Source organism: Streptomyces sp. NPDC096013, assembly GCF_044763565.1.
In the GTDB taxonomy this organism is placed as follows: domain Bacteria; phylum Actinomycetota; class Actinomycetes; order Streptomycetales; family Streptomycetaceae; genus Streptomyces.
Genome location: NZ_JBIWGK010000011.1, coordinates 139,872 through 164,266 on the forward strand (window position 1 = coordinate 139,872; position 24,395 = coordinate 164,266).

35 protein-coding genes are annotated in these 24,395 nt (G+C 70.3%); all 35 read left to right on the top strand.

Translation table 11 applies throughout. The features are described 5' to 3' along the window. Positions 1-11: 11 nt before the first annotated feature. The 35 genes from ACIRB1_RS32065 (at position 12) to ACIRB1_RS32235 (ending at position 24,391) form a co-directional block, all read left to right on the top strand. A complete protein-coding gene (locus tag ACIRB1_RS32065) occupies positions 12-359 on the top strand; it encodes a hypothetical protein (RefSeq protein WP_403467824.1) in 348 nt (115 codons plus the stop codon). Beyond that, on the top strand, positions 356-691 hold the full coding sequence (locus tag ACIRB1_RS32070) for a hypothetical protein (RefSeq protein WP_403467825.1): 336 nt from the start codon (positions 356-358) through the stop codon (positions 689-691). The genes ACIRB1_RS32065 and ACIRB1_RS32070 overlap by 4 nt, the downstream gene beginning before the upstream one ends. Continuing rightward, positions 688-1,062 (top strand): hypothetical protein, encoded by a 375-nt coding sequence (locus ACIRB1_RS32075; protein ID WP_403467826.1) that lies wholly within the window; start codon positions 688-690, stop codon positions 1,060-1,062. Before ACIRB1_RS32070 ends, ACIRB1_RS32075 begins: the two co-directional genes overlap by 4 nt. Beyond that, positions 1,059-1,226 carry a hypothetical protein gene (locus ACIRB1_RS32080; RefSeq protein ID WP_403467827.1) on the top strand — a complete coding sequence of 56 codons (168 nt, stop codon included), beginning with the start codon at positions 1,059-1,061 and terminating at the stop codon, positions 1,224-1,226. Before ACIRB1_RS32075 ends, ACIRB1_RS32080 begins: the two co-directional genes overlap by 4 nt. A 100-nt stretch (positions 1,227-1,326) precedes the next feature. Next, a complete protein-coding gene (locus tag ACIRB1_RS32085; protein ID WP_403467828.1) occupies positions 1,327-1,752 on the top strand; it encodes a hypothetical protein in 426 nt (141 codons plus the stop codon). Beyond that, complete coding sequence (locus ACIRB1_RS32090) at positions 1,745-2,671, top strand: hypothetical protein (protein WP_403467829.1); 927 nt, start codon at positions 1,745-1,747, stop codon at positions 2,669-2,671. Before ACIRB1_RS32085 ends, ACIRB1_RS32090 begins: the two co-directional genes overlap by 8 nt. A gap of 157 nt (positions 2,672-2,828) precedes the next feature. Further along, positions 2,829-3,200 carry a hypothetical protein gene (locus tag ACIRB1_RS32095; RefSeq protein WP_403467830.1) on the top strand — a complete coding sequence of 124 codons (372 nt, stop codon included), beginning with the start codon at positions 2,829-2,831 and terminating at the stop codon, positions 3,198-3,200. Positions 3,201-3,359: 159 nt separating this feature from the next. After that, positions 3,360-3,740 carry a hypothetical protein gene (locus ACIRB1_RS32100; RefSeq protein WP_403467831.1) on the top strand — a complete coding sequence of 127 codons (381 nt, stop codon included), beginning with the start codon at positions 3,360-3,362 and terminating at the stop codon, positions 3,738-3,740. A gap of 177 nt (positions 3,741-3,917) precedes the next feature. Continuing rightward, on the top strand, positions 3,918-4,316 hold the full coding sequence (locus ACIRB1_RS32105; RefSeq protein ID WP_403467832.1) for a hypothetical protein: 399 nt from the start codon (positions 3,918-3,920) through the stop codon (positions 4,314-4,316). 68 nt (positions 4,317-4,384) lie between these two features. Continuing rightward, positions 4,385-4,816: a LexA family protein gene (locus tag ACIRB1_RS32110; RefSeq protein ID WP_403467833.1), complete on the top strand. Its 432-nt coding sequence runs from the start codon at positions 4,385-4,387 to the stop codon at positions 4,814-4,816. Positions 4,817-5,019: 203 nt separating this feature from the next. Then, complete coding sequence (locus ACIRB1_RS32115) at positions 5,020-5,265, top strand: MerR family transcriptional regulator (protein WP_403467834.1); 246 nt, start codon at positions 5,020-5,022, stop codon at positions 5,263-5,265. Positions 5,266-5,433: 168 nt separating this feature from the next. Next, positions 5,434-5,688, top strand: coding sequence for a hypothetical protein (locus ACIRB1_RS32120; protein ID WP_403467835.1), 255 nt, complete (start codon positions 5,434-5,436; stop codon positions 5,686-5,688). 14 nt (positions 5,689-5,702) lie between these two features. Next, the gene (locus ACIRB1_RS32125; RefSeq protein WP_403467836.1) at positions 5,703-5,987 is read left to right on the top strand and encodes an HNH endonuclease; all 285 of its coding nucleotides are present in this window, start codon (positions 5,703-5,705) and stop codon (positions 5,985-5,987) included. A 2-nt stretch (positions 5,988-5,989) separates the two neighbouring features. After that, positions 5,990-6,280: a hypothetical protein gene (locus ACIRB1_RS32130; RefSeq protein ID WP_403467837.1), complete on the top strand. Its 291-nt coding sequence runs from the start codon at positions 5,990-5,992 to the stop codon at positions 6,278-6,280. Positions 6,281-6,400: 120 nt separating this feature from the next. After that, entirely contained in the window at positions 6,401-6,886 is a 486-nt protein-coding gene (locus ACIRB1_RS32135) for an AAA family ATPase (protein ID WP_403467838.1), read from the top strand. 294 nt (positions 6,887-7,180) lie between these two features. Continuing rightward, positions 7,181-7,483 (top strand): hypothetical protein, encoded by a 303-nt coding sequence (locus ACIRB1_RS32140; protein WP_403467839.1) that lies wholly within the window; start codon positions 7,181-7,183, stop codon positions 7,481-7,483. A gap of 29 nt (positions 7,484-7,512) precedes the next feature. After that, on the top strand, positions 7,513-9,036 hold the full coding sequence (locus ACIRB1_RS32145; protein ID WP_403467840.1) for a terminase: 1,524 nt from the start codon (positions 7,513-7,515) through the stop codon (positions 9,034-9,036). After that, positions 9,030-9,233 carry a hypothetical protein gene (locus ACIRB1_RS32150; RefSeq protein ID WP_403467841.1) on the top strand — a complete coding sequence of 68 codons (204 nt, stop codon included), beginning with the start codon at positions 9,030-9,032 and terminating at the stop codon, positions 9,231-9,233. Before ACIRB1_RS32145 ends, ACIRB1_RS32150 begins: the two co-directional genes overlap by 7 nt. After that, positions 9,230-10,642 carry a phage portal protein gene (locus tag ACIRB1_RS32155; RefSeq protein ID WP_403467842.1) on the top strand — a complete coding sequence of 471 codons (1,413 nt, stop codon included), beginning with the start codon at positions 9,230-9,232 and terminating at the stop codon, positions 10,640-10,642. Before ACIRB1_RS32150 ends, ACIRB1_RS32155 begins: the two co-directional genes overlap by 4 nt. After that, entirely contained in the window at positions 10,614-11,399 is a 786-nt protein-coding gene (locus ACIRB1_RS32160) for an HK97 family phage prohead protease (RefSeq protein WP_403467843.1), read from the top strand. Before ACIRB1_RS32155 ends, ACIRB1_RS32160 begins: the two co-directional genes overlap by 29 nt. Positions 11,400-11,468: 69 nt before the next feature. Continuing rightward, positions 11,469-12,722, top strand: a complete 1,254-nt coding sequence (locus ACIRB1_RS32165) for a phage major capsid protein (RefSeq protein ID WP_403467844.1) — start codon at positions 11,469-11,471, stop codon at positions 12,720-12,722. Between the two features lie 73 nt (positions 12,723-12,795). Further along, positions 12,796-13,203, top strand: a complete 408-nt coding sequence (locus tag ACIRB1_RS32170) for a hypothetical protein (RefSeq protein ID WP_403467845.1) — start codon at positions 12,796-12,798, stop codon at positions 13,201-13,203. Beyond that, on the top strand, positions 13,203-13,655 hold the full coding sequence (locus ACIRB1_RS32175) for a hypothetical protein (protein ID WP_403467846.1): 453 nt from the start codon (positions 13,203-13,205) through the stop codon (positions 13,653-13,655). Before ACIRB1_RS32170 ends, ACIRB1_RS32175 begins: the two co-directional genes overlap by 1 nt. A 15-nt stretch (positions 13,656-13,670) precedes the next feature. Then, positions 13,671-14,495, top strand: a complete 825-nt coding sequence (locus ACIRB1_RS32180) for a hypothetical protein (protein ID WP_403467847.1) — start codon at positions 13,671-13,673, stop codon at positions 14,493-14,495. After that, positions 14,496-14,975 carry a hypothetical protein gene (locus tag ACIRB1_RS32185; RefSeq protein ID WP_403467848.1) on the top strand — a complete coding sequence of 160 codons (480 nt, stop codon included), beginning with the start codon at positions 14,496-14,498 and terminating at the stop codon, positions 14,973-14,975. Positions 14,976-14,991: 16 nt separating this feature from the next. Beyond that, complete coding sequence (locus ACIRB1_RS32190; protein ID WP_403467849.1) at positions 14,992-15,324, top strand: hypothetical protein; 333 nt, start codon at positions 14,992-14,994, stop codon at positions 15,322-15,324. After that, positions 15,321-15,485, top strand: a complete 165-nt coding sequence (locus tag ACIRB1_RS32195; RefSeq protein ID WP_403467850.1) for a hypothetical protein — start codon at positions 15,321-15,323, stop codon at positions 15,483-15,485. The genes ACIRB1_RS32190 and ACIRB1_RS32195 overlap by 4 nt, the downstream gene beginning before the upstream one ends. Further along, complete coding sequence (locus tag ACIRB1_RS32200) at positions 15,485-15,970, top strand: hypothetical protein (protein WP_403467851.1); 486 nt, start codon at positions 15,485-15,487, stop codon at positions 15,968-15,970. Before ACIRB1_RS32195 ends, ACIRB1_RS32200 begins: the two co-directional genes overlap by 1 nt. Positions 15,971-15,972: 2 nt before the next feature. Then, entirely contained in the window at positions 15,973-16,482 is a 510-nt protein-coding gene (locus ACIRB1_RS32205; protein ID WP_403467852.1) for a hypothetical protein, read from the top strand. A 13-nt stretch (positions 16,483-16,495) separates the two neighbouring features. Beyond that, on the top strand, positions 16,496-16,945 hold the full coding sequence (locus ACIRB1_RS32210) for a hypothetical protein (RefSeq protein WP_403467853.1): 450 nt from the start codon (positions 16,496-16,498) through the stop codon (positions 16,943-16,945). Positions 16,946-17,089: 144 nt separating this feature from the next. Further along, entirely contained in the window at positions 17,090-19,870 is a 2,781-nt protein-coding gene (locus ACIRB1_RS32215) for a hypothetical protein (RefSeq protein WP_403467854.1), read from the top strand. Further along, positions 19,871-20,845: a phage tail protein gene (locus ACIRB1_RS32220; RefSeq protein WP_403467855.1), complete on the top strand. Its 975-nt coding sequence runs from the start codon at positions 19,871-19,873 to the stop codon at positions 20,843-20,845. Further along, on the top strand, positions 20,842-22,020 hold the full coding sequence (locus tag ACIRB1_RS32225) for a siphovirus ReqiPepy6 Gp37-like family protein (RefSeq protein ID WP_403467856.1): 1,179 nt from the start codon (positions 20,842-20,844) through the stop codon (positions 22,018-22,020). The genes ACIRB1_RS32220 and ACIRB1_RS32225 overlap by 4 nt, the downstream gene beginning before the upstream one ends. A 2-nt stretch (positions 22,021-22,022) precedes the next feature. Beyond that, positions 22,023-22,961 carry a hypothetical protein gene (locus ACIRB1_RS32230; RefSeq protein WP_403467857.1) on the top strand — a complete coding sequence of 313 codons (939 nt, stop codon included), beginning with the start codon at positions 22,023-22,025 and terminating at the stop codon, positions 22,959-22,961. Continuing rightward, entirely contained in the window at positions 22,961-24,391 is a 1,431-nt protein-coding gene (locus ACIRB1_RS32235; RefSeq protein ID WP_403467858.1) for a hypothetical protein, read from the top strand. Before ACIRB1_RS32230 ends, ACIRB1_RS32235 begins: the two co-directional genes overlap by 1 nt. Positions 24,392-24,395: the final 4 nt, after the last annotated feature.

Consider the following 24,395-nt stretch of genomic DNA (forward strand, 5'->3'; position numbering starts at 1 on the left):
CCCGACCTGCCATGTACGAGAGCCCCACCCGCCGGACCGAAACCGGCTACGGCACCTGCGACGACTGCGGGATACGCGTCCTGTACGCCCTCACCACCAAGCACCGCAAGATCATCCCGCTGGACCCGCGCGAGGACCCCACCGGCAACCAGGCAGTCTCGGTGCGCGAGTCGATCTACTGGACGCGCCAGCTCAGCAGCGACCGCCCCGCCGCAGAGGAACGCGAGGTCCTCCGGCGCCCGCACGTCTCGTCCTGCCCCGTCGCCCGTGCCCGTGTCCGCCGCCGCGCGGCCGCCGCCAGGCGCACCGCCGGCCGCGCCCTCACCGGCGTACGCCCCACCCCCTGGCGGCCGCGATGAACCGGCGCGAGCAGCTCGACAACCAGATCGCCGACATGCTCCGCGCCGGAGACACCCACCAGGACATCGTCGACACCCTGCACGTCGGGCCGTCCCGCGTCGTACGCGTCCGCAGAGAGCAGCGCATCCCCCTGCCGCCCAACCGGGTCAGACTCACCCCCGCCCAGCGCCAGGCCCGGGAGGAACAGGCCATCGCCCTGCTCCGCGACGGCGCCACCTACAAGCAGGTCAAGGCGGCCACGGGCCTCCAGTTCGACCGCATCAGCGCCCTGCGCAAACAGCACAACATCCCCGTCCCCGACCGTCGCCCGACCCCCGGAGCCACCCCGTGACCCACCACCCGATCCTCCCCGCCACACCCCAGGACGCCATCGCGGCCGCCCTCGACAACTACTGGATCAACAGCGACCCCACCAACACCTTCCACACCACCGAGGCCGCCGAGCACATCACCGCAGACCTCAAGGGCTACGGCTACACCGTCACCACCCTCACCGCGGCCGCCGCACCCCGCTGCACCTGCCCCACCCCCAGCCGCGCCGCCGTCGCAGTCACCGCCCTGCTCGCCCTCGCCTGCCTCCTCGCAGGCCTCGCCGCCTGGATACGCGGCGACCACGCCTGGGCCCTCGCCGCCACCATCGGCGCCACCGCCTTCACCACCGAGACCAGCGACAACCTCCACACCCGCCGGACCCACAGATGAGCAACGGCACCCTCGTCATCGAGGCGATCACCACCCTCGCCGTCCTCATCCACGCCTACTGGGCCTGGACCATCGCGATCATCGCCACCCTCACCGTGCTCCTCCTCGCCCTCGTCGGCGTCCTCAACGCCCTCTACGACCACTACCGCCCCCGGAAGGACTGAGCCTCGCGCGCGCACGCGCCTGCGACATCGCAGGCGCGCGAGACCACCCGTATTACTAACCAGTAGCCATGGCCGGACGCCCCGGCCGGAAAGAACGATCATGGACCCGCAGCACGATCACACAGAGGATCTTCAGCAGCTGCGCGACCAGCTGCGCGCCGAGATCCGCGAGGCCCGCGAGACCCTCAAGGACCTCCGCTACGAGGGCAAGGCCGCCCGTGACCTCGTCGGCGCCACCCGCCAGCTCGTCGCCGAACTCGCAGAGACCCAGGTCCGTGAGGTCCTGGCGGACGAGGTCACCCGCCAGCTCGCCGACCTCGGCAAGGAGACCGAGCGGCAGATGGGCCTGAACGCCGCCAAGGTTATGGCCGAGTTCGACAAGCTGCGCGATCTCCTCCTCGGCCGCGAACACGTAGCCACCGGCCGGGAGGGCGCCTCCATCCCCGAACTCCTCGAAGACCCCGTCATCCTCGCCCGCGCCCGGCGCGCAGCCAGCCGCAACGCCGCCGAGGCCGACCGTGAGTAGCTGCACGGTGTGCCCCCGCACCGCACCCGACGGCCAGCACCTGTGCCAGCTGCACGCCGGCGAACTCCGCGGCTGGCTCGCCGAGATCCCCGCGCAGGCACTGCTGCTCGCCGAGGAGTTCGTCGCCCGCTCCGCGCGGCCCGCCCAGGGACGTGTGGGCGGCACCGGCCAGGCCGTCGCGCCCGTGCCCGTCGACCTCCGCGTCCTGGCGCTCCTCGGCCCCGGCCGCTACGACCCCCAAGGCGCTGACGACGACGGCCAGCCCCCGATCGCCGCCACCCTCGGCGCCTGGGCCGGACACATCGCCTACCACCACCCCGCCGCCCACCGCGACCCCCACGGCATCGCCCGCCTCCAGCCCTGCGAACAGGCGTCGCCCCGGCACGGCGAATCGATCACCGGCTGGTGCGCATGGCTCACCGCCTACCTGCCGTTCGCCCTCACGCTGCCCCTCGCGGCAGGCCTCCACGACGCCCTGGACACCCTCGTCCGCCGCCTGCGCCACCTCACCCATAGCCAGCCCCAGCAGCATCCGCGCGCCGCGCCGTGTCCGGCCTGTGACCTGTGCACCCTCGTCCGCACGGACGGCCGCTGGTACGTCCACTGCCTCACCTGTGGCCACCAGCTCACCCCCGACCAGTACGACCAGCACGCGGCCCGCGTCCTGAAGACTCGGACCGCCATCCACGAGAGGACCCACCCCATGACCGAGCGCGTACCCGTCCGCGTCCTGCTGCTTTTCGGCGACGAGGCCGAGATCGTCGCCGACGTCCCCGCCGAGGAGCGGGCCGAGCCCGTCCGCTACCCCGCCGCAGACATCGCGGCCGCGACCGGCGTGCCCGTCGACCAGCTGGCCGGCCAGCGCCTCACCGCCGAGGTCGGAGCCGACGACCAGCTGTCCGACTGGCGCGTGGCGTAGCACGGCAACAGCCCCCGGAACACGGCGAGTTCCGGGGGCATAGCCATGCCCCGAGTGTTGCAATCATAGATGTGAGTGCTGTAATATTAGACGTGTCGGAACGGGGGGTGAGAGCCCTGGACCGGCAACCAGTTGAAAACTCCAGAGAGGACAGCCGATGGCTGACCGCGAAGACGAGATCATGGCGCAGCTCGCCCACTCGATCTCCCTCGTGTACACGCTGCTCGTCGACGTCTGCCGGGCACTCCCCGTGCCCGTCACACTTCCCGTCGACTCGCACATCCCCGCCGTCGAGGCGGTTCCCGCGATCCAGCGGGTGGCCGCACTCGGCGAGGACCAGCCGATGGGCGAGGACCAGCAAACGCGCCTCTTCAGCGGGTGCGTCCACATCCTGGCCGCCATCGACCTCTACGCGCTCTGCGCGACGAGGTACGAAGAGACCAGGGCCGAAGGGGTCGGCGTGAACGTGCTGCACGCGGACGCCGCACTCAAGCCCCTGCTGGTCTGGCTCCTGACCAACACCGGCTGACCCGCCCCGCCCCCCGGCATCCAGCCGGGGGGCGCTCTGGCTTCCCTTGCCCGGAGGTGTTGCAAAGTTAGGTGCGAGTGCTGTAATATTAGACGTGTCGGAACGGGGGGTGAGAGCCCCGGACCGGCAGCCAGTTGAAAATTCCAGAGAGGAGAAGCCATGGCAGATCATGGCGACAAGGAGCGGCTCCAGGACCTCATGGAGACCGTGATGGGGATGCTGATCCACCTGCAGCACATGCTGCAGGACCTCCCCATCCCGGTGGTCATCCCTGAGATCCTCACGGGACGCGGGCCCAACCCCGAGGCGATCTTCGCACTCGACAGGGCGCGCGAGCTCGTCGAGGACGAGCCCATGGCCGAACAGCTCAGGACGGCATACGTGATGCTCATCCTGGAGTGGTTCACCGCCTACGAGCTGCTCGTCATCCGGCAGATGGCCGGACCCGCACCGTGGAGGCTGGACGCAGCGGCCTACGCAATCGAGCGGTTCTCGACCCTGGTCGAGGCGATCGAGGACGGGGAACTCGACGAGTCCTAGCCGCACCGCCCGCCCCGAGCACCCAGCCCGGGGCGGGCACTCCTCCCGGAACCACCTGGCACACCCCACCCGCTCTCACAGCACAGCAAAAGGGGCCGACGCTGACCCCAGTCACCCGGGGGTGAGAGAGCGTCGACCCCATCCAGTTGAAGACTCCGCAAAGGAGAATCCGTCACCATGGTAGACCGGCCCGGCATGATCGCTCCCGAGATCGCAGAGACCTACGGCGTGAGCCCCCACACCGTCACCAAGTCCTGGACCCAGCACGAGGCCTGGCCCGCCCCGGCAGGGAAGCGCGGCCGGTACAAGGAGTACGCGGCCGCCGACGTCGCCGCCTTCGTCCGCGACCACGTCGAGCGCCAGGCCGTCACCCTCGAACCAGCACGGCTGTACACCGCCCAGGACCTCGAAAGCGCCGGCGTCGGCATCAGGGCGGGCACCATCCGCGCCGACCTCGCGCGGGGCCGCTGGCCCAAACCCGACGACACCGCCGACGGGGTCAACCGCTGGCTCGGCGCCACCGCCACCACGGCGCTCGCAGGGCGGCGCGGCTACCGGCGTGGCGGCACCGGCTGAGTCTCGACGGGATGTGTTGCGAGCGCTGGCCCTGGCCTCCAAATTCGAACACATGATTGAATCCGGCCATGGGCCCCCACACCTTTCCACTCGACCTGATCCAAGCCCAGCGCGACCTGAACCGCGTGTATGCCTCCCTGGAGCGCCGCCCCGTCCACACCGCCCCACTGCGCCGCCGACTCCAGGCACTCCTGGTGCGCCTCGCCGCTCACCCCTACTGGGAGACAACCGCCGGACGTGACCCATCCGCCAAGGTCGCCTTGAAGGAGCGGGTCCGGGACCTGGACAAGGCAGAGAGTGGACTCACCGACCGCCAGGAACGCATCCTCGACTGCATCCGCTCATGGGTGATCGAGCACGGAGCGCCGCCCACACAGCATGAGATCGCCACCAGCGTCGGCCTGGCCAGCACCGGATCGGTCAGCTACCAGATCGCCCAGCTGGAGAAAGCCGGTGTCATCCGGCTCGACGCCAGCCGGCGGATCGCCCTCCGCTGGTGACCGCCAGCCTGACCACGCTCTTCCTGCTGGACAAAGATCGCTCCGTAGCGTGAATATGTAGCCAGTAGCACACCTGTGCCCATCTGGAATTCACGGACGCGGGAAACCGCCCCAGCGCAGGAACAGCCGGGCTCGCGCCCCGGCAACCGCAGCCCCGGACCACACAGGCCCGGGGCTGCGGCACATCCCCGGGAGGTGCACGCGTGTCCCACGGCCTCTACACCGGCACCCAGGCCGCCGCCCTCGCCACCCAGTGGCGCCGCAACCTCAGCGCCAACGCCGCCGCTGTCACGCTCCCCGCTATCTGCAACTGGCGCAGGCGAGGCCACCTCCCGGTCGCAGGCCTCGACGAGCGCGACCGGCCCCTCTACACGCTCACCGACCTCGCCCAGGCCGAGAAGGTCACGCGCCCCCGCGCGTTGCGCCTGGTCGGCATTGGCGCCCAGTAGCCCCCGCTGCCCGGCGAGGCACTCCGAGCCCCGGCAGGCGCCCCAACGCCCGCCACACGGCCCGGAGTCGGGCAGCGGGACACACGTCACGGAACAGCCACACACGCGCCACACAGCACGTACGCCACGGCATGATGCCCCCGAGACCGAGCGTCCTTGGGGGGACACATGAGCGACTACCTCGCCATCCAGTCAGCCGCACGCACCGAGAAGCTCCGCACCTGGTGCGCATGGTTCGCAGGCAACGTGATCATGTACGTCATCGTTCGAGCGACCCGGCACGTCAACATCGTCAGCACCGTCACCCAGGCCCTGGCCGTCGTCGTGTTCCTGCTCCTCACCGTCACCGCTCTGCGGATGAACAGCGCCCTCAACCGCAAGATCACCGCCGCACGCCGACAGGTCCTCGGCGACGACCTGTAGCCCGGGAGGCGCCCGTGGCCGGCAACCCGCGCAATGGGCGTCCCTACCGCAGGCTCACCATTTGGCAGCGCGCCCTGCACCTGCCCTGCTGGATCTGCGGCCACGAGATCGACTACACCCTCACCGGCTACGCAGCACAGCGCGGCCGGTGGGCGTTCACCCTCGACCACGCCATCCCGCTCACACGAGGCGGCGACCTCCTCGACCGCGAGAACGCCCGCAGCGCGCACCGCGCGTGCAACAGCTCCCGGGGCAACCGCATCACCCAGGCGCAGCCCCGAGCATCGAGGAGATGGTGACCATGAGCGACGACGAGCAGGACTACGGAGCGTGGCGCGCCGAACAGCAACGCCGCGCCCAGGCCCACGCGTTCGTCTGGGCCGAGCGAGCCACCGCCGAGTACGGGACCGCCGTCCGGCATGAGGACGACGCCCGCGAGCGCCAGCAGTACGACAGTGGCTGGCAGCGCGACCGCATGGCCGAGTCCCGCGCCCTGGGCCAGTTCCACGGCGTACGGTCCACCGAGTTCCTCAAGCTCGCGGAGATGTGGGCCCGCGTCGCCCAGGCCCTCGCCACCGGCCAGCTCCCATGACCGAGCCGCACCTGACGCCTCAAGCCGATACCGAACCCGACGCAGCAGCAACCCCCTGCTGGCTACAGCCCCGGTGCCCCTGGCCCCTTGCCTGCGACGAGCCAGTCGTATGCGCCGCACGTGCAGGAATGGAAGCTGCCCCCGGCCCAGCTGAAGGGTGACGCCGTGCTGTACGTCATCACCGGGCCGCCCGCCTCGGGCAAGAGCAGCTGGATCCAGGCGCACGCCAAAGCCGCCGACGTCGTCATCGACCTGGACCGCATCACCATGGCACTCACAGGCCCGGGCGCACCGCAGTGGTCACAGGACCGCGTGCACGTACGCATCGCCCAGCGCGCCCGGTTCGCCGCCATCGACGAGGCGCTCACACACCTGGACGAGGTCGACGTCTACCTGATCCACACCATGCCTAGCCCCAAGGCCCGGGCCAAGTACCGGCGCCTGGGCGCCGAGATCGTCACCGTCGACCCGGGCGAAGACATCGTGCGCGAGCGCGTCGCAGCCATGCGCTCACCTGCCATGGACGGTGTCGTCACCCGCTGGTACCGGGACTACCGCAAGGGCGGGTCACGCCCCGTCACCACCCAGGCCTCACGCGAGTGGTGACGCGCCGCACTCGGCCCGTCGACCAGCCTCGAACGCGCTTTGTCGATCTTCGATTGCGGCTCGCGAGCGGTCCGGCCGGACGCGGAGGCGGAGAGTGGATCAAAAGTTGGGAAGGTAGCCGGGCGACCCAAAAGCCCTTGTCGCCCGTTTCTCTCCCCGCGGCGGTGCACTATTCCGCGCGAACTGAGTTCGAGTGAATTAGTGACGCTCTGTCACTTAATCTCCGTGACGCTCCGTAACTGACTATCCGTCACATTCCGTGACCCTCTGTCTGGTTACGGGGGGTGATGTCCGATGGATGACGCTCCGAAGCGCCGCACCCTGCGCGCCGGCGCAGTCACCAAGGCGACTCTGGCCCAGCTCGTCGACCTCGGCGTCAAGCCGGAAGACAACGCCCAGGCCGCAGCCGCTGTCCGGCTCGCGAAGGAACTCGACTGCGCCCCGGACCCCAAGGCCGCGGCCGCCGCCGCGCGCGAGCTGCGCATGGCCATGACCGTCGTCGTCGCTGCCGCTCCCTCCAAGGAGACTGGCGACCGCTACGACCGCCTCGCCGCGAAGCGGCAGGAGCGCATCGCCAAGGCCAGGGGTGCCGGGTGATCGGCTGCCAGACACCGCGGATCCTGTCTGTGCCCTGGCGGCGACGTGTCGACACCGGGCGATGGGACGGCGTCGAGGACCAGGAGGCGCTGGACTTCACGTCGCCCGCAGGCCTGGAGTGCGTCGAACTCGCCGAGGACGCCGGTGTCGACCTGGACCCGTGGCAGCGGCTCGCCCTGCACCACTCCCTCGTCGAGGACGACGAGGGCCGCTGGGCTGCGCTGGACGTCGTTCTGAACGTGGCCAGGCAGAACGGCAAGGGCGGTTTCCTGGAGGTCCGCCAGCTGGCCGAGGTGATTCTGTTCGGCGGGCGGCTGGTCATCCACACGGCCCACCAGTTCAACACCGCGGCGGAGAGTTTCCTGCGCCTCGACCAGATGATCGAGGGCTCGTACGCCCTGTCACGCCGCGTCAAGAACGTCCGCCGCTCGCACGGTGAAGAGGGGTTCACGTTCTTCAGCGGGGCGCGCATCCGGTTCCTGGCGCGTGGCGGCGACTCGGGGCGCGGGTTCTCCGGCGACCTGGTCCTCATGGACGAGGCCATGAAACTCCGCGCCGCGCCGATCGGCGCCCTCATGCCGGTTCTCTCCGCCCGCCCCAACCCTCAGCTGGTGTTCACCGGGAGCGCCGGCCTGGGCGACGAGAGCGAGCAGCTGGCGCTGCTGCGCGCCCGCGCCCTGGCCGAGGGCGAGCCCGATCAGTCGCTCTGCTACCTGGAGCACTCGATCGCGCCCCACGCGAAGGAATGCCCCACGGATGCCGAGGGCCGGATCGTGTGCGAGTCGCACGACAACCGTGGCGACGAGGCCTCGTTCGCGCGGGCCAACCCGGCGCTGGGGATCCGGATCAGGACCGCGTACGTGCTGCAGGAGATGCGCAGCATGCGGCCCGACCTGTTCGACCGCGAGCGCCTGGGTGTGGGCGACTACCCCGAGGTCACGGACGAGACCTGGCAGGTCATCCCCAAGGACAAGTGGGAAGCCGGGGAGAACGTCCGGTCGAGGCCGGGGGACCCGGTGGCGTTCGCCATCGACACCAACCCCGAGCGCACCTGGACCGCGATCAGTGTGGTCGGCGCGTCCGGGGACGGCGTGCACGCCGAGGTCGTCGCCCACCAGCCGGGGACGGACTGGGTCGTCGACTGGGTCACCGAGCGCGACAAGAAGTGGAACCCCTGCGCGTGGGTGATCGACGAGGGCGGCCCGGCCGGATCCCTGGTGCCGGCAGTGCGCAAGGCCCTGATGTTCGAGGACGACCCCGAGCGCCTGGACCGGTCCGAGTACCTGCACTGCCCGAAGGTTCGTGAAGTGACGCAGGCCTGCGGCATGTTCCACGACCGCGTGATGGACACCGGGACCCTGTACCACCTCGGCCAGGCGCCGCTGACGGCCGCGCTGGCAGGCGCGAAGAAGCGCGAGGTGGGCGACGCATGGGCGTGGGCGCGGAAGTCGGACGGCGTGGACATCAGTCCCCTCGTGTCCGCGACGAACGCGGTGTGGGGGTGGGAGATGTTCCACGACGCCGAGGAGGAGGGAGCGCCGAACGTATGGTGAAGATCGCGAAGTTGCCGAAGCCGCAGGTCCTGCTGTTGCTGGAGGTCGCGTTCGTCCTGTTGTTCCTGGCCGGTGTCGGCATGCTCTACGTGCCTGCCTCGCTGGTCCTGGGGGGCGTCCTGGGGGTTGTCGCCGTCGAGCGCGAGATGGCCCGGCAGGCGCCCGCGCAGCCACAGCGGAAGGGGCCTGAGGGATGAGCCTGTTCGGTCTGTTCGAACAGCGGAGCCTGGAAAACCCGGCGCTGCCGCTCACCTCCGAGGCGGTGGGCGCCTACCTCGGCGCCGTCGAGAACGAGTCGGGGATGGCGGTCACCGAGCGGTCCTCGCTGCACATGCCTGCGGTGTGGCGCTCGGTCGGCCTGATCTCCTCGGTGTCATCGAGCCTGCCCCTGCGCCCGTACGTGCGGGGCACGCGCGACACCGCGCCCTCGACGCTGCTGGACGACCCGCACCCGGACCTGACCCCCCTGGAGCTGTGGCGGCTGCTCTACATGCACCGCTCGCTGTGGGGCAACGGCTATGCGCAGAAGGTCCGCAACCGGGCGAACGTGATCACCGAACTGTGGCCGGTCATGCCGGATCGAGTCCGGGTGGGGAAGGTGCCCCCGGACGACCTGCTGCCCAGCGGCAAGGTGTTCGAGGTCACCGACGACTGGGGCGTCCAGCACGCGCTGACCTCGCGGGAGATCCTGCACATCCCCGGCCTGGGCTACGACGGCGTCACCGGCTGCTCGCCCGTGCGCCTGGCGGCCGAGGGCATCGGACTTGCCCAGGCCGCCGAGAAGAGCGCGGCGCGGCTGTACGGCAAGGGCAACATCCTCTCCGGCGTACTGCAGACCGAACAGCGGCTGAAGCCCGACCAGGCCGCCGCGCTCAAGGCCCAGTGGCGGGCGAAGATGGGCGGCTTCCGCAACAGCCAGGAGATTGCCGTTCTCGACTCCGGGGCGACGTTCAACACGGTCACGATGCCCTACAAGGACGCCCAGTTCCTGGAGTCCCGCGAGTTCCAGATCACCGAGGTCGCCCGCATGTTCGGCGTGCCGCTCTTCCTCCTGATGGAGACCGCGAAGTCCACGTCGTGGGGGACCGGCCTTGAGCAGCAGGCAGGCGCCTGGGTCGTCTTCGACCTCGGGCCGACATGGCTGCAGCCCACCGAGCAGCGCATCACCAAGGAGCTGCTGCCGGCGAACCAGTACGCCAAGTACTCGGTGCAGGGTCTGCTGCGCGGGGACAGCTCGGCAAGGGCGACGTTCTACCGGGCCATGCGCGACGTCGGCGCGTTCAGCGCGGACGACGTCCGCGGGTTCGAGGAGATGCCCCCGCTGCCCGCCGGTACGGGCGGCGACGTCCACCTCCAGCCCACCTACATGGCGCCGCTCGGCACCAACCCGCTCGCCCCCGACCCGGCACCCGCAGCCCGACAGCGGGAGTCCGTCACCCTCCTGGAGGGGCACGAGCAGCTGCCCGCGGCCGTGCGGGCAGCGGCGCACCTGGCCGAGGCTCACCGCCTCCTTGCCCTGCCCGTAGCGCCGCTGGAGATCGACCCAGCACCTGAGCCCCAGGAAGGGAGCGAGGACGATGAGGACCCTGACGAGGACGACGACTGAGGAGCGCCGCCGCCTGCCGCTGTCCACGGCAGGCCTCTCCATCCGCGCCGCCGGAGACAACGGCGCCGAGCGGTTCACCGGGTACGCGGCGAAGTTCAACTCCCGTACCAGCATCGGCAATCCATTGCGCTGGGGCTTCTACGAGGAGATCGCCGAGGGCTGCTTCACCAAGACCCTTGACGAGGGCGACAGCCGCTTCCTGATCGACCACGACACCTACTACGTCGTCTCCCGGGTCTCGGCCGGCACCCTCGACCTGGCGCAGGACGACGTTGGTCTGCCGGTCGACTCGGCTCTTGACCCGTCCCTGAGCTACGTCGGTGACCTCAAGGCCAACGTGAGGAACGGCAACATCACCGGCATGAGTTTCGGCTTCCAGGTCGTCAAGGACGACTGGCAGCTGATCGACGTCGAGACCAAGGACGGCGACACCGTCCAGGCCGAACTGCGCACCCTGCGCGAGGTCAAGCTGTTCGAGGTCTCCGCCGTCACCTTCCCCGCGTACGACGACACGGAGGCCGGCCTGAGGGCCGTGGCCACCGCGCTCGTACACCGCGGCGACAAGACCGCGATCGAGCAGCGGGCCCAGTACCGGCCCGAACTGCTCGACCTGCTGCAGGCGATCGACCGCGAGCCGGGTGAGTCCACTCGCGGCGCCGACACCGACACCGAGCCGGCCGCTGCCACTCGGCTGTCACGCGATTCGGTCGACCGCAGGATGCAGGCCCTGGCAGCGCGCTACCGCCTGGCCCGCTGACCCACTCACCCCGCCGACCCCGGACCCCAAGGGCCCCGGGGCGTTCGGCATGCCCACAAGGAGCACCACATGGCCACCGAGACCCTGGTCAGGCGCCAGCGCCTGGTCGACGAGCAGAACACCATCTGGACCCGCATGCAGGAGATCATGGGCGGGGCCGAGGCCGAGGGACGCGCGCAGCTGACCGAGGAGGAGCGGACCAACTGGGACGCGGCCGAGGCAGACCTCACCCGCGTCTCCGAGGACCTGGAGCGGCTGGAGCGCATGGCCCAGCTCGGCAGCGTCGACCGCGGCCAGATCCTCCAGACCTCCGACCGCGGCGACGACGCCGAGGCCGAGCAGGCCCGCTACGCCGAGGCGTTCGGCCTCTACCTGCGCTACGGCCTGGAGGGCCTGCAGGGTGAGCAGCGGCAGCTGCTGCAGAACGGGTTCAACCAGTTCGACCGCCGCGCCATGGCCACGGCCCCGGACACCGCCGGCGGTTACCTGGTGCCGGAGACGTTCCGCAACACGATGACGGAGACGATGAAGGCGTTCGGCGGACTGCTGAACATCTGCTCCGTCATCACCACGGCGGACGGCGGCGATCTGTCGTGGCCGACCAACGACGACACCGGCAACGAGGGCGCCCTGCTCTCGGAGAACACCCAGGTCCCCGACCAGGACATGAGCGTCGGGCGCCGTGAGCTGGGCGCCTACATCTTCACCTCGAAGATGGTGAAACTGTCCTGGAAGCTGATGCGCGACGAGGCATTCGGCCTGGAGGCCTGGCTGCCACGCAAGCTCGGCGAGCGCATCGGCCGTGCCGTGGCCGGCTACCTCATCACCGGTACCGGGGTGAAGCAGCCGGAGGGACTGACCACCCAGATCCGGGTGGGCAAGCAGGGCGCGTCCGGTCAGACGACGTCGGTCATCTTCGACGACCTGGTCGACCTGGAGCACAGCATCGACCCCGCCTACCGGGGCGCGAACTGCAAGTACCTGATGCACGACACGTCGCTGAAGGTCATCCGCAAGCTGAAGGACGGCGACCAGCGTCCGCTGTGGGTTCCGGTCCCGGCACCGGGGTTCTCGCCGACCATCAACGGCTGGTCCTACACGATCGACAACAAGATGCCCGAGCCCGCCGCCGGCGCGAAAAGCATCGCGTTCGGTGACTTCGAGGCCGGGTACGTCGTGCGCCAGGTCCAGAACGTCACCACGATCCGCCTCAACGAGCGGTACGCCGACTACCTCCAGTCCGGGTTCTTCGGCTACGCCGAGGTCGACGGCATGGTCGACGACCCGGCCGCGATCGCCGCGTACCAGAACGCCGCTTCCTGACCCACCCCGCGCCCGGGGCCGCATCCGGCCCCGGGCGCACCCCTGAACTCCCGCCCTCTGGAAGGGACTTGCCATGCACCCCAACCCGTACAACAACCTGTCGACCCGGCAGATCCTCCCGCCGGCCGCGCGGACCGCCACCACGACCAGCAGCAGCGTCGACCGTGTGGCGTCCGGCGCCGCGTTCCAGGACGCCGTGATCGTCATCTCTACCGGGGCCATCACCGACGGGACACACACCGTCGACGTCCAGGAGTCCGCGGACAACTCGACCTGGACGTCCGCCGCCGCCACCGACCTGCAGGGCCCAGAGCCGGTGATCGGCGCGGCCGACGACAACAAGATCTTCGAGATCGGCTACCTCGGCAGCCTGCGCTACGTGCGCGTCGTGGTGACCGCCGCCGGCACGACGACCGGCGGCATCTACGGCATCGACGTCGTGCTGGCCAACCCGCGGCGCGCTGCGGTGGTCCACAGCTGATGGCCACCATCCGCGTCCTGCAGGGCATCAGCGGTACCGATTTCTCCTGGCACCCGGGCCAGCTCGTCGACCTCGACGACGAGGAGGCCGCCAAGTGGGCAGACGGCCACCGCGCCGAACTCGTCGACGAGCTGCCCCCGCCGCCCCCGGTCACCCGGGCGGACAGCGGTCAGGCCGAGGAGGGCGACCCGGAAGGCGAAGGCGACGTGTTCGACCCGGCCGCCCACAACGTCAAGGACGTCCTGGCCTACCTGGAGGACGCAAGCGAACAGGAGGCAGAGCGCGTGCTGGAGATCGAGGGCAACGCCCCCACCCCCCGCAAGGGCATCACCGGCGAACGCGACGCGATCCTCGCCCGGGCCCGCGCCCGTGACGGGGACCAGGCTGACGCCGAGAAGGCGGCCGAGGCCTCGCGCGGCGGCGGCCGCGGTGACGTCATCGAGACCCGGTGAAGGAGCGGTGATCCGGTGCCGTACGACCTCGGCGCGACCGCGCGCCTGACCGCCCCATGCCGGGATGCCGGCGGCACCCTCACCGACGCCGGCACCGCGCAGTTGACCGTCACCCTCCCGGACGGCAGCACGGACACCCCGGTCGTGACCAACCCGCCCCAGCAGACCGGCCGTTACGTCGCCGACTACGTCACCACGCAGGCCGGACGGCACCTGGTGCGGTGGGTGTTCACCGGGCCCGCCTACGCCTTCACCGACGTCCTCAACGTGCGGCTGCCCCAACTGCCGGCGATCTCGTCCCTCGCCGACGCGAAGAACCAGATCAACATGACCAGCGAACCGGACGACGACGAGATCCGGTTCTGGCTCAACGCGTCCGCGTTCGCCGTCGAATACTTCGTCGGACCCGTCGGCATCCGTGAGGTGGCCGAGGTCCAGGACGTCACCGTGGCCGAGCGCCTGTCACTGCGGCAGGTCCCCGTCCTCTCCCTCACCGCCCTCACGCCGATCCTCGACGGCGGCACCTCCTACGACCCCGACACCCTCCACGTCGACGGCGCCACCGGCATCGTGCGCCGCCTGGACGGAGGCCTGTTCACCGGTCCGCTGCACGCCCTCTACGAGGCCGGGCGCCGCGTCGTGACGGAGAACATCAGCGCGGCCGACCTCCTGATCTTCCAGCACCTGTGGCGCACCCAGCGCCCCGGGCGCAGCGGCGGCCTACCCGGCTCCAGCGACGACTACAGCGTGACCGAGCCCATCCCCGGCCTCGGCTACGCGATCCCCAACCGGGCCGTGCAGATGCTCGACCCGGACCGACTCCCCCCAGGGATGGCATAGATGGGCTCACGAGTCCCCGAAGTGATCGAAGCCCTGGTGGCGCTGGGCAAGGCCGAGCCCGCCTACGAGCCGGCCGACGACCGCACGGCCGGTGTCGTCGTGTCGGACGGTCCGCAGGTCACCGACAACAAGGCACCGGACTGGCTCGTCGTCGGATTCGACGGCGACCCCAACGGCGACTTCGAGGCCGCGACGTCCGTGGGCGGCTGGGCCGACCTCGGCACCGGCCGCGAGGAAGAGTTCCAGATCACCGTCGCAGCGATCGCCAGCCGCGGTGACACCGACGTCGTCACCGCCCGCAGGCGCGCCTACGAGATCGCCGCACCCGTCGAGGCCTGGCTGCGGGCGGACCCGAGCATCGGCCTGCGCTCCGTCGAGGCGGCCATCGCCGGCACGCGGCTCGTGCAGGACCAGACGGACCAGGGCGCCCAGGTCGTACTGCTGCTGTCGGTGGCCGGCCGCGCCTTCACCCTCCCGTAGGAAGGAACGGACACACATGGCTGCACTTTCCACACAGGTCCCGCCGCTGGCGGGCCTGGCCATCACCTTCGCCTCCGCGGCCGCTGGCGGCGACACCTGCCTCACCGGGGCCGGGGTCGTGCTGCTGGTGAAGAACGGCGACTCCGCGAGCCACACGGTGACGCTGGTGACCCCCGGCACCGTCAACGGGCTGGCGATCGCCGACCGGCCGGTCCCGGTCGCGGCCGGAGCCATGGAGGCGATCCCCGTCACCGCGGACTACCGCGACCCGTCGACGGGCCGCGCCAGCATCACCTACGACGCGGTCACCTCCATGCAGGTGGCCGTGCTCCGGGTGAACGTCTCATGAGCACCGTCACCATGACGCACCCCGAACTCGACCAGACGATCGAGGTCCGCGAAGAGGCGGTGCCGCACTACCAGTCGGCGGGCTGGCAGCCCGTCGACAACCCTCCGGCCAAACCCACCAGAGCCCCGGCACGCCGCCGCCGGCAGACAGGAGAGAACTGATGGCAGCTACGCCGATCAACGCGTCCGTGCGCTACTACCGGCGCGGCACCACCAAGGTCCTCTGGGCGCCGGCGATCGCGAACAAGAACGCGATCTCCCGTGCGGAGATCAACGCCTCGACCGCGTTGGAGGGCGAGACCGGCGCCATGGGCGGCTGGCAGACCACGTCCGCCACCGTCGGCACCCCCGCGCTCGGTTCCCGCTTCACGCCGGTGGTGGGCGGTGAGATCACCGCGGCCGACTCGTCGCTGACGTTCTGGGCGTCCAAGGACGGCGACGACGTCCGTACCCTCCTGCAGCGCGAGGACAACGGGTTCGTCGTGTGGATGGATGAGGGCGACGTCGAGGGCCAGACGTGCGACATCTTCCCGGTCACGGTCACCTCCCAGGCCAAGGTCCGTGAACTCGACTCCGCCGCGCAGATCATGGCGCAGTTCGCGATCACCTCGGAGCCCGCCGAGAACGTCACGATCCCCGCGGCCTGACCATGCCGAGGTCCGTACAGATCCTCGGCACGGGCCAGCTGCTGGAGCTGTCCAGGAAGCTACGCGCGGCCGGCGGCCCGAGGCTTCGGGCGAACATGGCCCGCCGGGTCCGCAGGGCCGCTGAGCCCCTGCAGAAGGACCTGCAGCAGGCGATCCGCACGGTCGAGCTGCCGGGGTCCGGACGCAAGGGGCGCGGCGGCCCCTCGCCCACCCGCAGGCCGCTGCGGGCGGCGCTGGCGGGCGCCGTGCGGATCAGCGTCCGGTCCGGCTCCAGCCCGGGCGCACGGGTGTGGCTGGACACCTCCCGGCTGCCGGACGACATCACCGCTGGCGTCGCGGCCCGCATCGACGAGGGGCGGCTGAGGCACCCCACGTTCGGCAACAGGAAGCGCTGGGCCAACCAGTGGGCCAGGCCGACAGGCTGGTGGTCCAAGACCGTCCAGGACGGCACGCAGCGGATGCGGGACGAGGTCGCCCGGGTCCGCGACGACGTGCGCCGGGACCTTCAGTGAGGAGAGACAACGCATGATCATCACCTACACGCCGGGAGAGCCCCTCCCCGAGGAGCGGTACTACACCGACGATCTGTCGGCGAAGGAGGCCGCCGCCATCGAGGAGGCCACCGGCGGCACCGCATGGCGGCGCATCGAGGATCTCCTTCGTGCGCAGGATCCGACCGCGCTGCGCGCCGTCCTGTGGGCGTTTCGCCGGCGTGCTCAACCCGCTCTGGACTTCGACGAGTTCGACGTGCCGGGGTGGAAGCGCCGACTCTCGGCGGCGATCGAGCGCGCCGAGATCGACGACGTCCTCAACACCCTCGTCACGGAGGCGCTCGCCAACAGCGAGGACGCGTCGATCGACTCGATGCTGCCGCACCTGCGCAGGCTCGCCCACGACCAGGCCGACGTCGACGCCGCGCTCGACGCTCTGGGAAAAGGCCACCTGGTAGCGGGCCGGGAGGACTTCGCGGCCTGATCGAGCAGTACGAGCCGCTGTTCATGCACTACCTGCACATGCAGCCCAGCGAGTTCGACCGGCTGGGCGTCGAGAGGTTCCTGCGCCTGGTCGCCTGGATCGAACGGCACGCCGCCACGAGATAGCTCCATAAGGGGGTGAGTCGTGGTCGACCGCCTCACCTTCACTCTCGCCGGCCGCGATGAACTGAGCCGCGTCCTCAACAACACCGCCGACGCGTCCGACCGGCTGCGGCTGCGGATGGCCGGCATCACCGGTGACGCGGACGGCCGGCTGCGCGATCTGCAGGGCAACCTGATCAATACCGCCGACGCGCAACGGCGCCTGGACGACCGCACCGGGATGCTCCGCTCCCGGTTCGACGAGCTGTCGACGGCGAGCGGCAAGCTGGGCGAGCGGCTCAAGGCGAACCTGATCAGCCTGGTCCCGGCGGCGATCCCCGCCTCGGCCGCGCTGGCACAGTCCGCCGGCGTCCTCGCGGGTCAGTTCGGAGCGGTGGCCGTGTCGGCGGCCGCGTACGGGCTGGCGCTCAAGCCGCAGGTCGCCGCGCTCGGCGAGGCCGTCGACGCGCAGGGCAAGTACGAGGACGCCGTCCGTACCAGCGGCGCCACCTCCGACGAGGCGCTCAAGGCGCAGGCCGCCTATCAGCAGTCCCTCGACAAGCTGCCGCCCGCCACCCGCGAGGCGGCCGTCGCGGTAGGCCTGCTCAAGGACAACTACCAGAAGTGGTCCGACTCCCTCGCGGGCGACGTCATGGCCCCGTTCAACAAGGGCGTGGCGATCGCCAACGATCTGCTGCCCAAGACCACGGGCCTGGTCCAGGGGGCATCGACCCAGTTCGACCGGCTGATCACCGAACTCGGCGGCGCCGTCTCCACACCCGGGTTCGACAGGCTCACCGGGAAGTTCACCGACTTCGCCGACAAGACCCTCGATCACGCCGTCGACGAGCTGAACATCTTCCTGGCCAAGCTGGACGCCGGCGAGATCGGCGGCGACTTCGAGAAGTTCCTCGACTACGCCAAGGCCAATGGGCCCGCGGTATGGGAGACCCTGCGCAACGTCGCGGACGCGCTGATCAACGTCCTGCAGGCGGGGTCCGATGTCGGGGTCGGCATGCTCGACGTGATCAACCTGCTGTCCGGGATCGTGGCCGCCGTACCGCCCGAGGCGATCGCCGACATGCTGCAGCTGGCCATCGCCATCAAGGCCGTACGCCTGGCCGCGGCCGGCGCCGGCGCGGCCAGGGCCGCGCTCCTGGCGCTGGGCCTGCAGATCGCCGTCATGAACACCACGGCCACCGCGACCCCCGGTCTCCTCGCCGGCGTGCGGGCCGCGATCGTCGGCCTGTCCACCAGCGCCAAACTGGCGATCGCCGGGACGGGCCTGGGGCTGCTGCTCATCGGGCTGAGCGAGTTGTCCAGCCGCAGCCAGAAGGCACCCCCGGACGTCGACAAACTGACGACGTCGCTGAAGATCTTCGCCACCACCGGCAAGGTCTCCGGCGAGGCCGCTCGGTCCTTCGGCAAGGACCTGGCCGGGTTCGGCGACAGCCTGCAGAAGATCACCGACCCCAAGGGGCTCGACAAAGTCCAGCAGTCGATCATCAGCTTTTTCGGTACCGACTCGACGCCGATCAAGAACGCGAAGGAGGACGTCGACGCCTTCGACAAGTCGCTGGCCAGCCTCGTTTCCAGCGGCAACGCGTCGATGGCGGCGGCCGCGCTGCAGGACACCATCAGCAAGTTGGACGCGCAGGGCAAGGACACCAGCAAGCTGCGCGCCCAGCTCGACGACTACAACGACGCGCTGGCGGGGCAGGCCCTCGAACAGCGGCTCGCGGCCGAGTCCATGGGTCTTTTCGGCGAGCAGGCCCAAGCCGTACAGGCCAAACTCGCCGACCAGAAGGAGAGCGCCGACGGGCTGCGCCAGTCGATCCAGGCGCTCAACGACGTCAACCGCCAGGGGTTGTCGGGGATGATCGGGTTCGAGGCCGCGATCGACGCCTCGACGAAGGCCGCGCAGGAGAACGCCGGCGTCCTGGACATGCGCAACGGTCAGCTGACGCTGACCACCGACAAGCAGCGGGCCGCCGCCACGGCGCTCAACGACCTCGCGGCCAAGACCGACGAGGCCACCGCGTCCGCGCGCGAGTCGGGGGCGTCGTGGCAGGAGGTCAACTCGATCTACGAGCGCGGCCGCCAGGCGCTGATCAAGAGCGCCGAGCAGATGGGCCTGACCAGGGCCGAGGCCAAGAAGCTGGCGGATCAGATCCTGTCCACGCCCGACAAGACGGCCAAGCTCAAGGGCAACATCGAGGACCTGCAGGCGAAACTCGCCGACGCCAAGAAGCGGCTCGCCTCCGTTCCCGACTCCCGCAAGGCCAAGGTCCGCGCGGACATCGCCCAACTGCAGGCGCAGATCGCCGAGGCCAAGCGGCAGCTGGCGATCCTCAACGGCACGACCGTGACCGTCTACATCAACGGCAAGGCGACCGGCGTCAACGCCAGCCAGTACTACTCCCAGGGCCCGCACAAGGCGGCCGGCGGACTCATCGGCCGCGCGCACGGCGGAGTGATCCCCGGCCTCTCCAGCGGCAGCGGCCTGCTGAGCGGGCCGGGCACACCCACGTCCGACTCCATCCTGATGTGGGGCTCGACCGGCGAATACATGGTCAAGGCCGCATCGGTCGACAAGTACGGCCTGAAGTTCATGGACGCCCTCAACGCCGGCGTCCTGCCGGTGGGCAAGGCGGCACCCCGGGCCGGGCTGCCCGCCGCGGCGACGGCGGCCGCCGCGGCGGGCAGCGACCTCCCGCAGGTCACCTACAACGTGTATCCGCGCGCCTCGGTGATCGATGTGGAGGACCTGCGGCTGATCCAGCGGCAGGAGGAGGCGCGCCAGCGCGTGGGGAGGCCGAGATAGATGCCCCTGGTCACAGCACCGGTCACCACCACCCCGGTCGATCCCACCCCGCCGCCCGTCGAGCTGCCCGAGATCGGCTACGCGGTCATCACCTACATCGACCCGACCGGCACACGGTGGCCGATGACCGACCTGTCCGCCGACTGGTACACCCTCGCCGAGGGCGTGTCTGGGCTCGGCGCGGCCCCGTACGTCCTCACCTCGGACGACCACCCGCGCGGCGGTGCGCGCCTGCGGCACGTCCAGCCGCAGGCCCGCACCATCGTGTGGCCGCTCCTCGTCAAGGGCGCCGACCACACTGCTTTCACGACGAACTGGCGAGCCCTCGCGAGTGCGTTCACGCGCACCCTGCGCCAGCAGCCGGACGGCTCCTGGCCGCCGGGTGTCCTGGAAGTGGCGCGCCCGGACGGCAGCGTCCGCACGATCAACGTCTACTACTCCAGCGGGTGGGAGGGGCGCGGCCAGACGGCGACCGGCATCACCTGGGACTCCGCGGTCCTCACACTGTGGTGCGAGGACCCGTACTGGGCGGACGCCGAACCGGTCGTCGTACACCGGGAGACCGGGACGGTGGACGACTACCTCGACCCGTTCCCGTCGGTGTCCTCCAGCCAGGTCCTCGGAGCGACCACCGTCGACAACCCCGGCGACGTCGACGTCTGGCCGACCTGGACCATCACCGGGCCGGCCACGCACATCGAGTTCACCCGCGAGGACAACGGCCAGGCGTTCACCCTCGACATGACGGCCACCGCCCACGGCGTACTCCTGGACGGTGAGACGGTGACGATCTCCACCGACCCGCCGCGCGTCCGCTCCGGCACCGGCGAGAACCTCGTCGCCGGCCTCAACTGGCCCGCGGCCGTGCTGTGGTCCCTGCCACCCGGGTCGACGCCCGTCACCTTCCAGCTCGACGGCGCCGCGGCGGGCAGCGCCGTCGACCTCACCTTCCACCCGAGGTACGAGACGGCATGACGATCAAGCTCCTGGTCACCGACCGCAACCTCAACTTCCTCGGAGACCCGCTCGACGGGTGGACCAAGATCACGTGCGACCTCAACTTCAACCAGCCTGCCGCCGGGTCGCTCACGATCCCGGCGCGCCCCGAATACGTACAGCTGCTGCAGCCCGGGCGCCGGCTCGTCGTCATCCGTGACGACGAGATCTGGTGCGCGGGCCCGCTGGAGGAACCGCAGAACTTCACCTGGGACCTGACCACGAACGCCGGATACGGCATGCTCACCGCCAATTTCACCGACGACCTCGCGCGCGTGGCGGGCTACGTCACCTATCCGCAGCCCGACCACGCGTTCACCGCCCAGCTCACGGCCGTCGACTTCACCCGGGACCTCAACACGACCAACGCCGAGGTCATCATCCGGACCCTCGTCAACGAGAACTGCGGGCCCTCCGCGCTCACGGCCCGGCGCATTGAGCGCCTGGTCCTCGACGACCTCGCCGGCGTCGGCGGCACACGAACCATCAGTACCCGGTTCGAACCGCTCCTCGACGCCTGCCGCACCGCGGCCGCCACCGACGGGCTCGGCTTCCGCACCCGCCAGGTCGGCAACGAAATCCGGTTCGGGGTGTACGCGCCGGCCGACCGTAGAAAGACCGCCCGGTTCTCCGCCGGGCTGGGCAACCTGCGGTCGGTGGCGTTCACGCTCGCGGCCCCGCTGGCGACGAGCGAACTCGTCCTGGGCGGCAACGACCCTGACGAGGCGGCGACCCCGCCCAACACCCGCGTCTACGTCGAGGTCGACGCGATCGACGCCACCGCCGACTGGTACCGCATCGAGAAGCTGATCGACATGACGGGCACCGAGGACGACTCCAAGGGCCAGCTCACCCAGGCCGCCGTGTTCGCCCAGGGCGACGACGGCCCGCAGGCCAGCCTCGCCACCGTCACCGTCGACACCGCCGACCTCAGGGCCGGCCGTGACTACGGCCTGGGCGACAAGGTCACCGTCGTCCTGCCCACCGGCCTGGAAGTCGCGGACCTCGTCCAGACGATCCGCCTGGAGGCGACCCCCGACGGCGGAGAGGTCGTCACCTCCGTCATCGGCAATTCCGACAAGACCACCAGCTCGGCGATGGTGCGCCTGGTGCGCAACCTCGAACGCCGCCTGGGACGACTGGAAGCGAGGTAGCCGTGGCCCAAGATTCCTGGCCGAGCCCGGGCCACAACGACAGGGCCGTCACCGACAGCGAGTACGAGAAGATGGCCGGCCGCTTCTCGGACGACGGTGTCGACGGGACTCCCGCCGACACGCAGGTAGTGACTGCAGGATCGGGGCTGACGGTAACGGTCCGCTCCGGCGTCTACGCCACGGTGCGCGGGCACGCCTGGTACTCCGGTACCAGCGCCGTCACCCTGACCATCGCCGCGAACGCTTCGGGGTCGACACGGATCGACTGGGTGGTGCTGCGCCTGGACCGCTCCGACTGGACGGTCAAGGCCGCCATCCGCCAGGGCACCGCCGGCAGCGGCGCCCCGGCACTCGTGCAGAACACGGGCGACACCGGCCTGTACGAGATCCCCCTCGCTCAGGTACGGCTGGCGAGCGGAGCGTCCTCGGTCACCGTCACGCGCGCCGAGCTGTACGTCGGCACCCGCGTGCGGCCCTGCACCTCGACGACCCGCAACCCCACGCCGCGCCCTGGCGAGATGGGCTTCGAGACCAACACGGGCCGGACCGTGTTGTGGACGGGTAGCAGCTGGACCACGCTCTTCGACAACTCCGGCGTGATCAGCGTCAACTCCAGCCTCTCGACCTGGAGCAACGAGACGGAGAGCGTCCTCGAAGCGCGCAACGGCAGCGTCCACCTGCGGATGGGTTCCTTCACGCGGACGGGGGGCGCGTTCACCGGGGCGTCCACCTCCCGGCTGCCCGTACTGATCCCGGGCGACTACCGGCACCCGAGCAGGGACCAGTACGCGATCTGTTACATCAGCGGCCTGGAGATCGGCCGCATCACGATCTACTCGGCCGCGTCCACGACGCCCGGGCAAGCGTTCCTCACCCAGCACCCCGACATCCACACGGGCGACTCCGTCCTTGCCGGCGGCATCAGTTGGGCGGTGAGCTGATGAGGTACCAGTTCGGGGCAGGCATCGCGGACTTCGTCGTGACACCGTCCGACAGCCTCTGGGCCGTAGGGCAGAACGTGATCGTTACCTTCTGGTCCGCGGCGAACGACGGCACCCAGTACACCGATCTCGTGGACGCGTCGGGCAACCCGGCCACGTCCGTCACCTCCGACACCTACGGCGCGGTGCCCGCTTTCTACGGCCCCGACGAGGTCGCCGGTATGTGGGCCCAGGCCGGAGACGGCAGCACCCGCGCATGGATGACCGCCCGCGGCGCTTTCGCGCAGTCCTCCAGCACCGCGCTGGAGACCACCGGCCTGTACGTGCGGCCCGGGTGGGGGCAGTTCTGGCGTGCGGCCCGCAGCGCGGCCGCCAGCGCCCCCGCCACGGTGGCCGTCATTGGCGGCAGCAGCGCGGTGGGGTTCTACGCCTCCGACCTGGTCACTGGGAACTGGCCCGCACGTCTCGCCACGTCCCTGCAGTCCATGTACGGCGACGGCGGCTCCGGCTACCGCTCCAGCATGTTCTCCGCGAACGGGATCGCCGGCCAGGACAGTGCGGCGATCACGGCCTGGACCGCGACCGGGAGCCTGATCACCCAGTCCGGGACCTGGACGAACGGCGGCTTCCAGATCGGCCCCGGCTGGAACTACACCTACGCCTCCACAGCCAACGCGTACCTGCAGTTCAGCGTGCGCGGGACATCGGCCACCATCTACGTCCTTGGCGCGGACGGCGGCCGCGCCTCCTGGGCGTACAGCGTCGACGGCGGCAGCGAGACCACGGTGACCGACACGGCCACCACCGGCCTGGCAGTGATCACCCGCACGATCACCGGCCTGTCCGCCGGCACCCACACCGTCAAGGTCCGGCACGCCGGCACCACCGGCCAGTACCTGTCCGTTCTCGGCGTCTCCGCGAAGAACGCCGCCGGGGTCGTCCTGCACAACCTCGGCCGGAAGAACGGGACTGCGGACGTCTACACACAGCCCCTGCGCGTCGGCTGGAACGGCGGTTCGTCCCTCCCGGCGGACGTCGTGGTGTACGCGGTGAGTCCCGACGACATCCTCAACGGCACCAGCGCGGACGCCTGGGCCAGCACGGTGCGCCAGCACATCGCGGATATCCGGGACAGCGGCTCTCTCACCGGGGCGACCGATCTGGTGATCGTCCTTCCGCACATCGGCAAGGCCGACACCAACCTGAGCATGCAGGACTACGCCGACCGGGCCCACGGCCTGGCCATCGCCCACGAGGCCGCGCTGATCAACTTGTGGGCGATGGGCCGCACGTCCTGGAACTACTGGAACAGCCTCGGCTACTGGGCCGACCCGACCTCGCCCGGCACCGCGGGCACCGACCTGCTGCACATGTCGGACGCCGGCCACGCCTACACCGCGTCCGTCATCAGCGCCCTGCTGAAGAGCTGAGGAG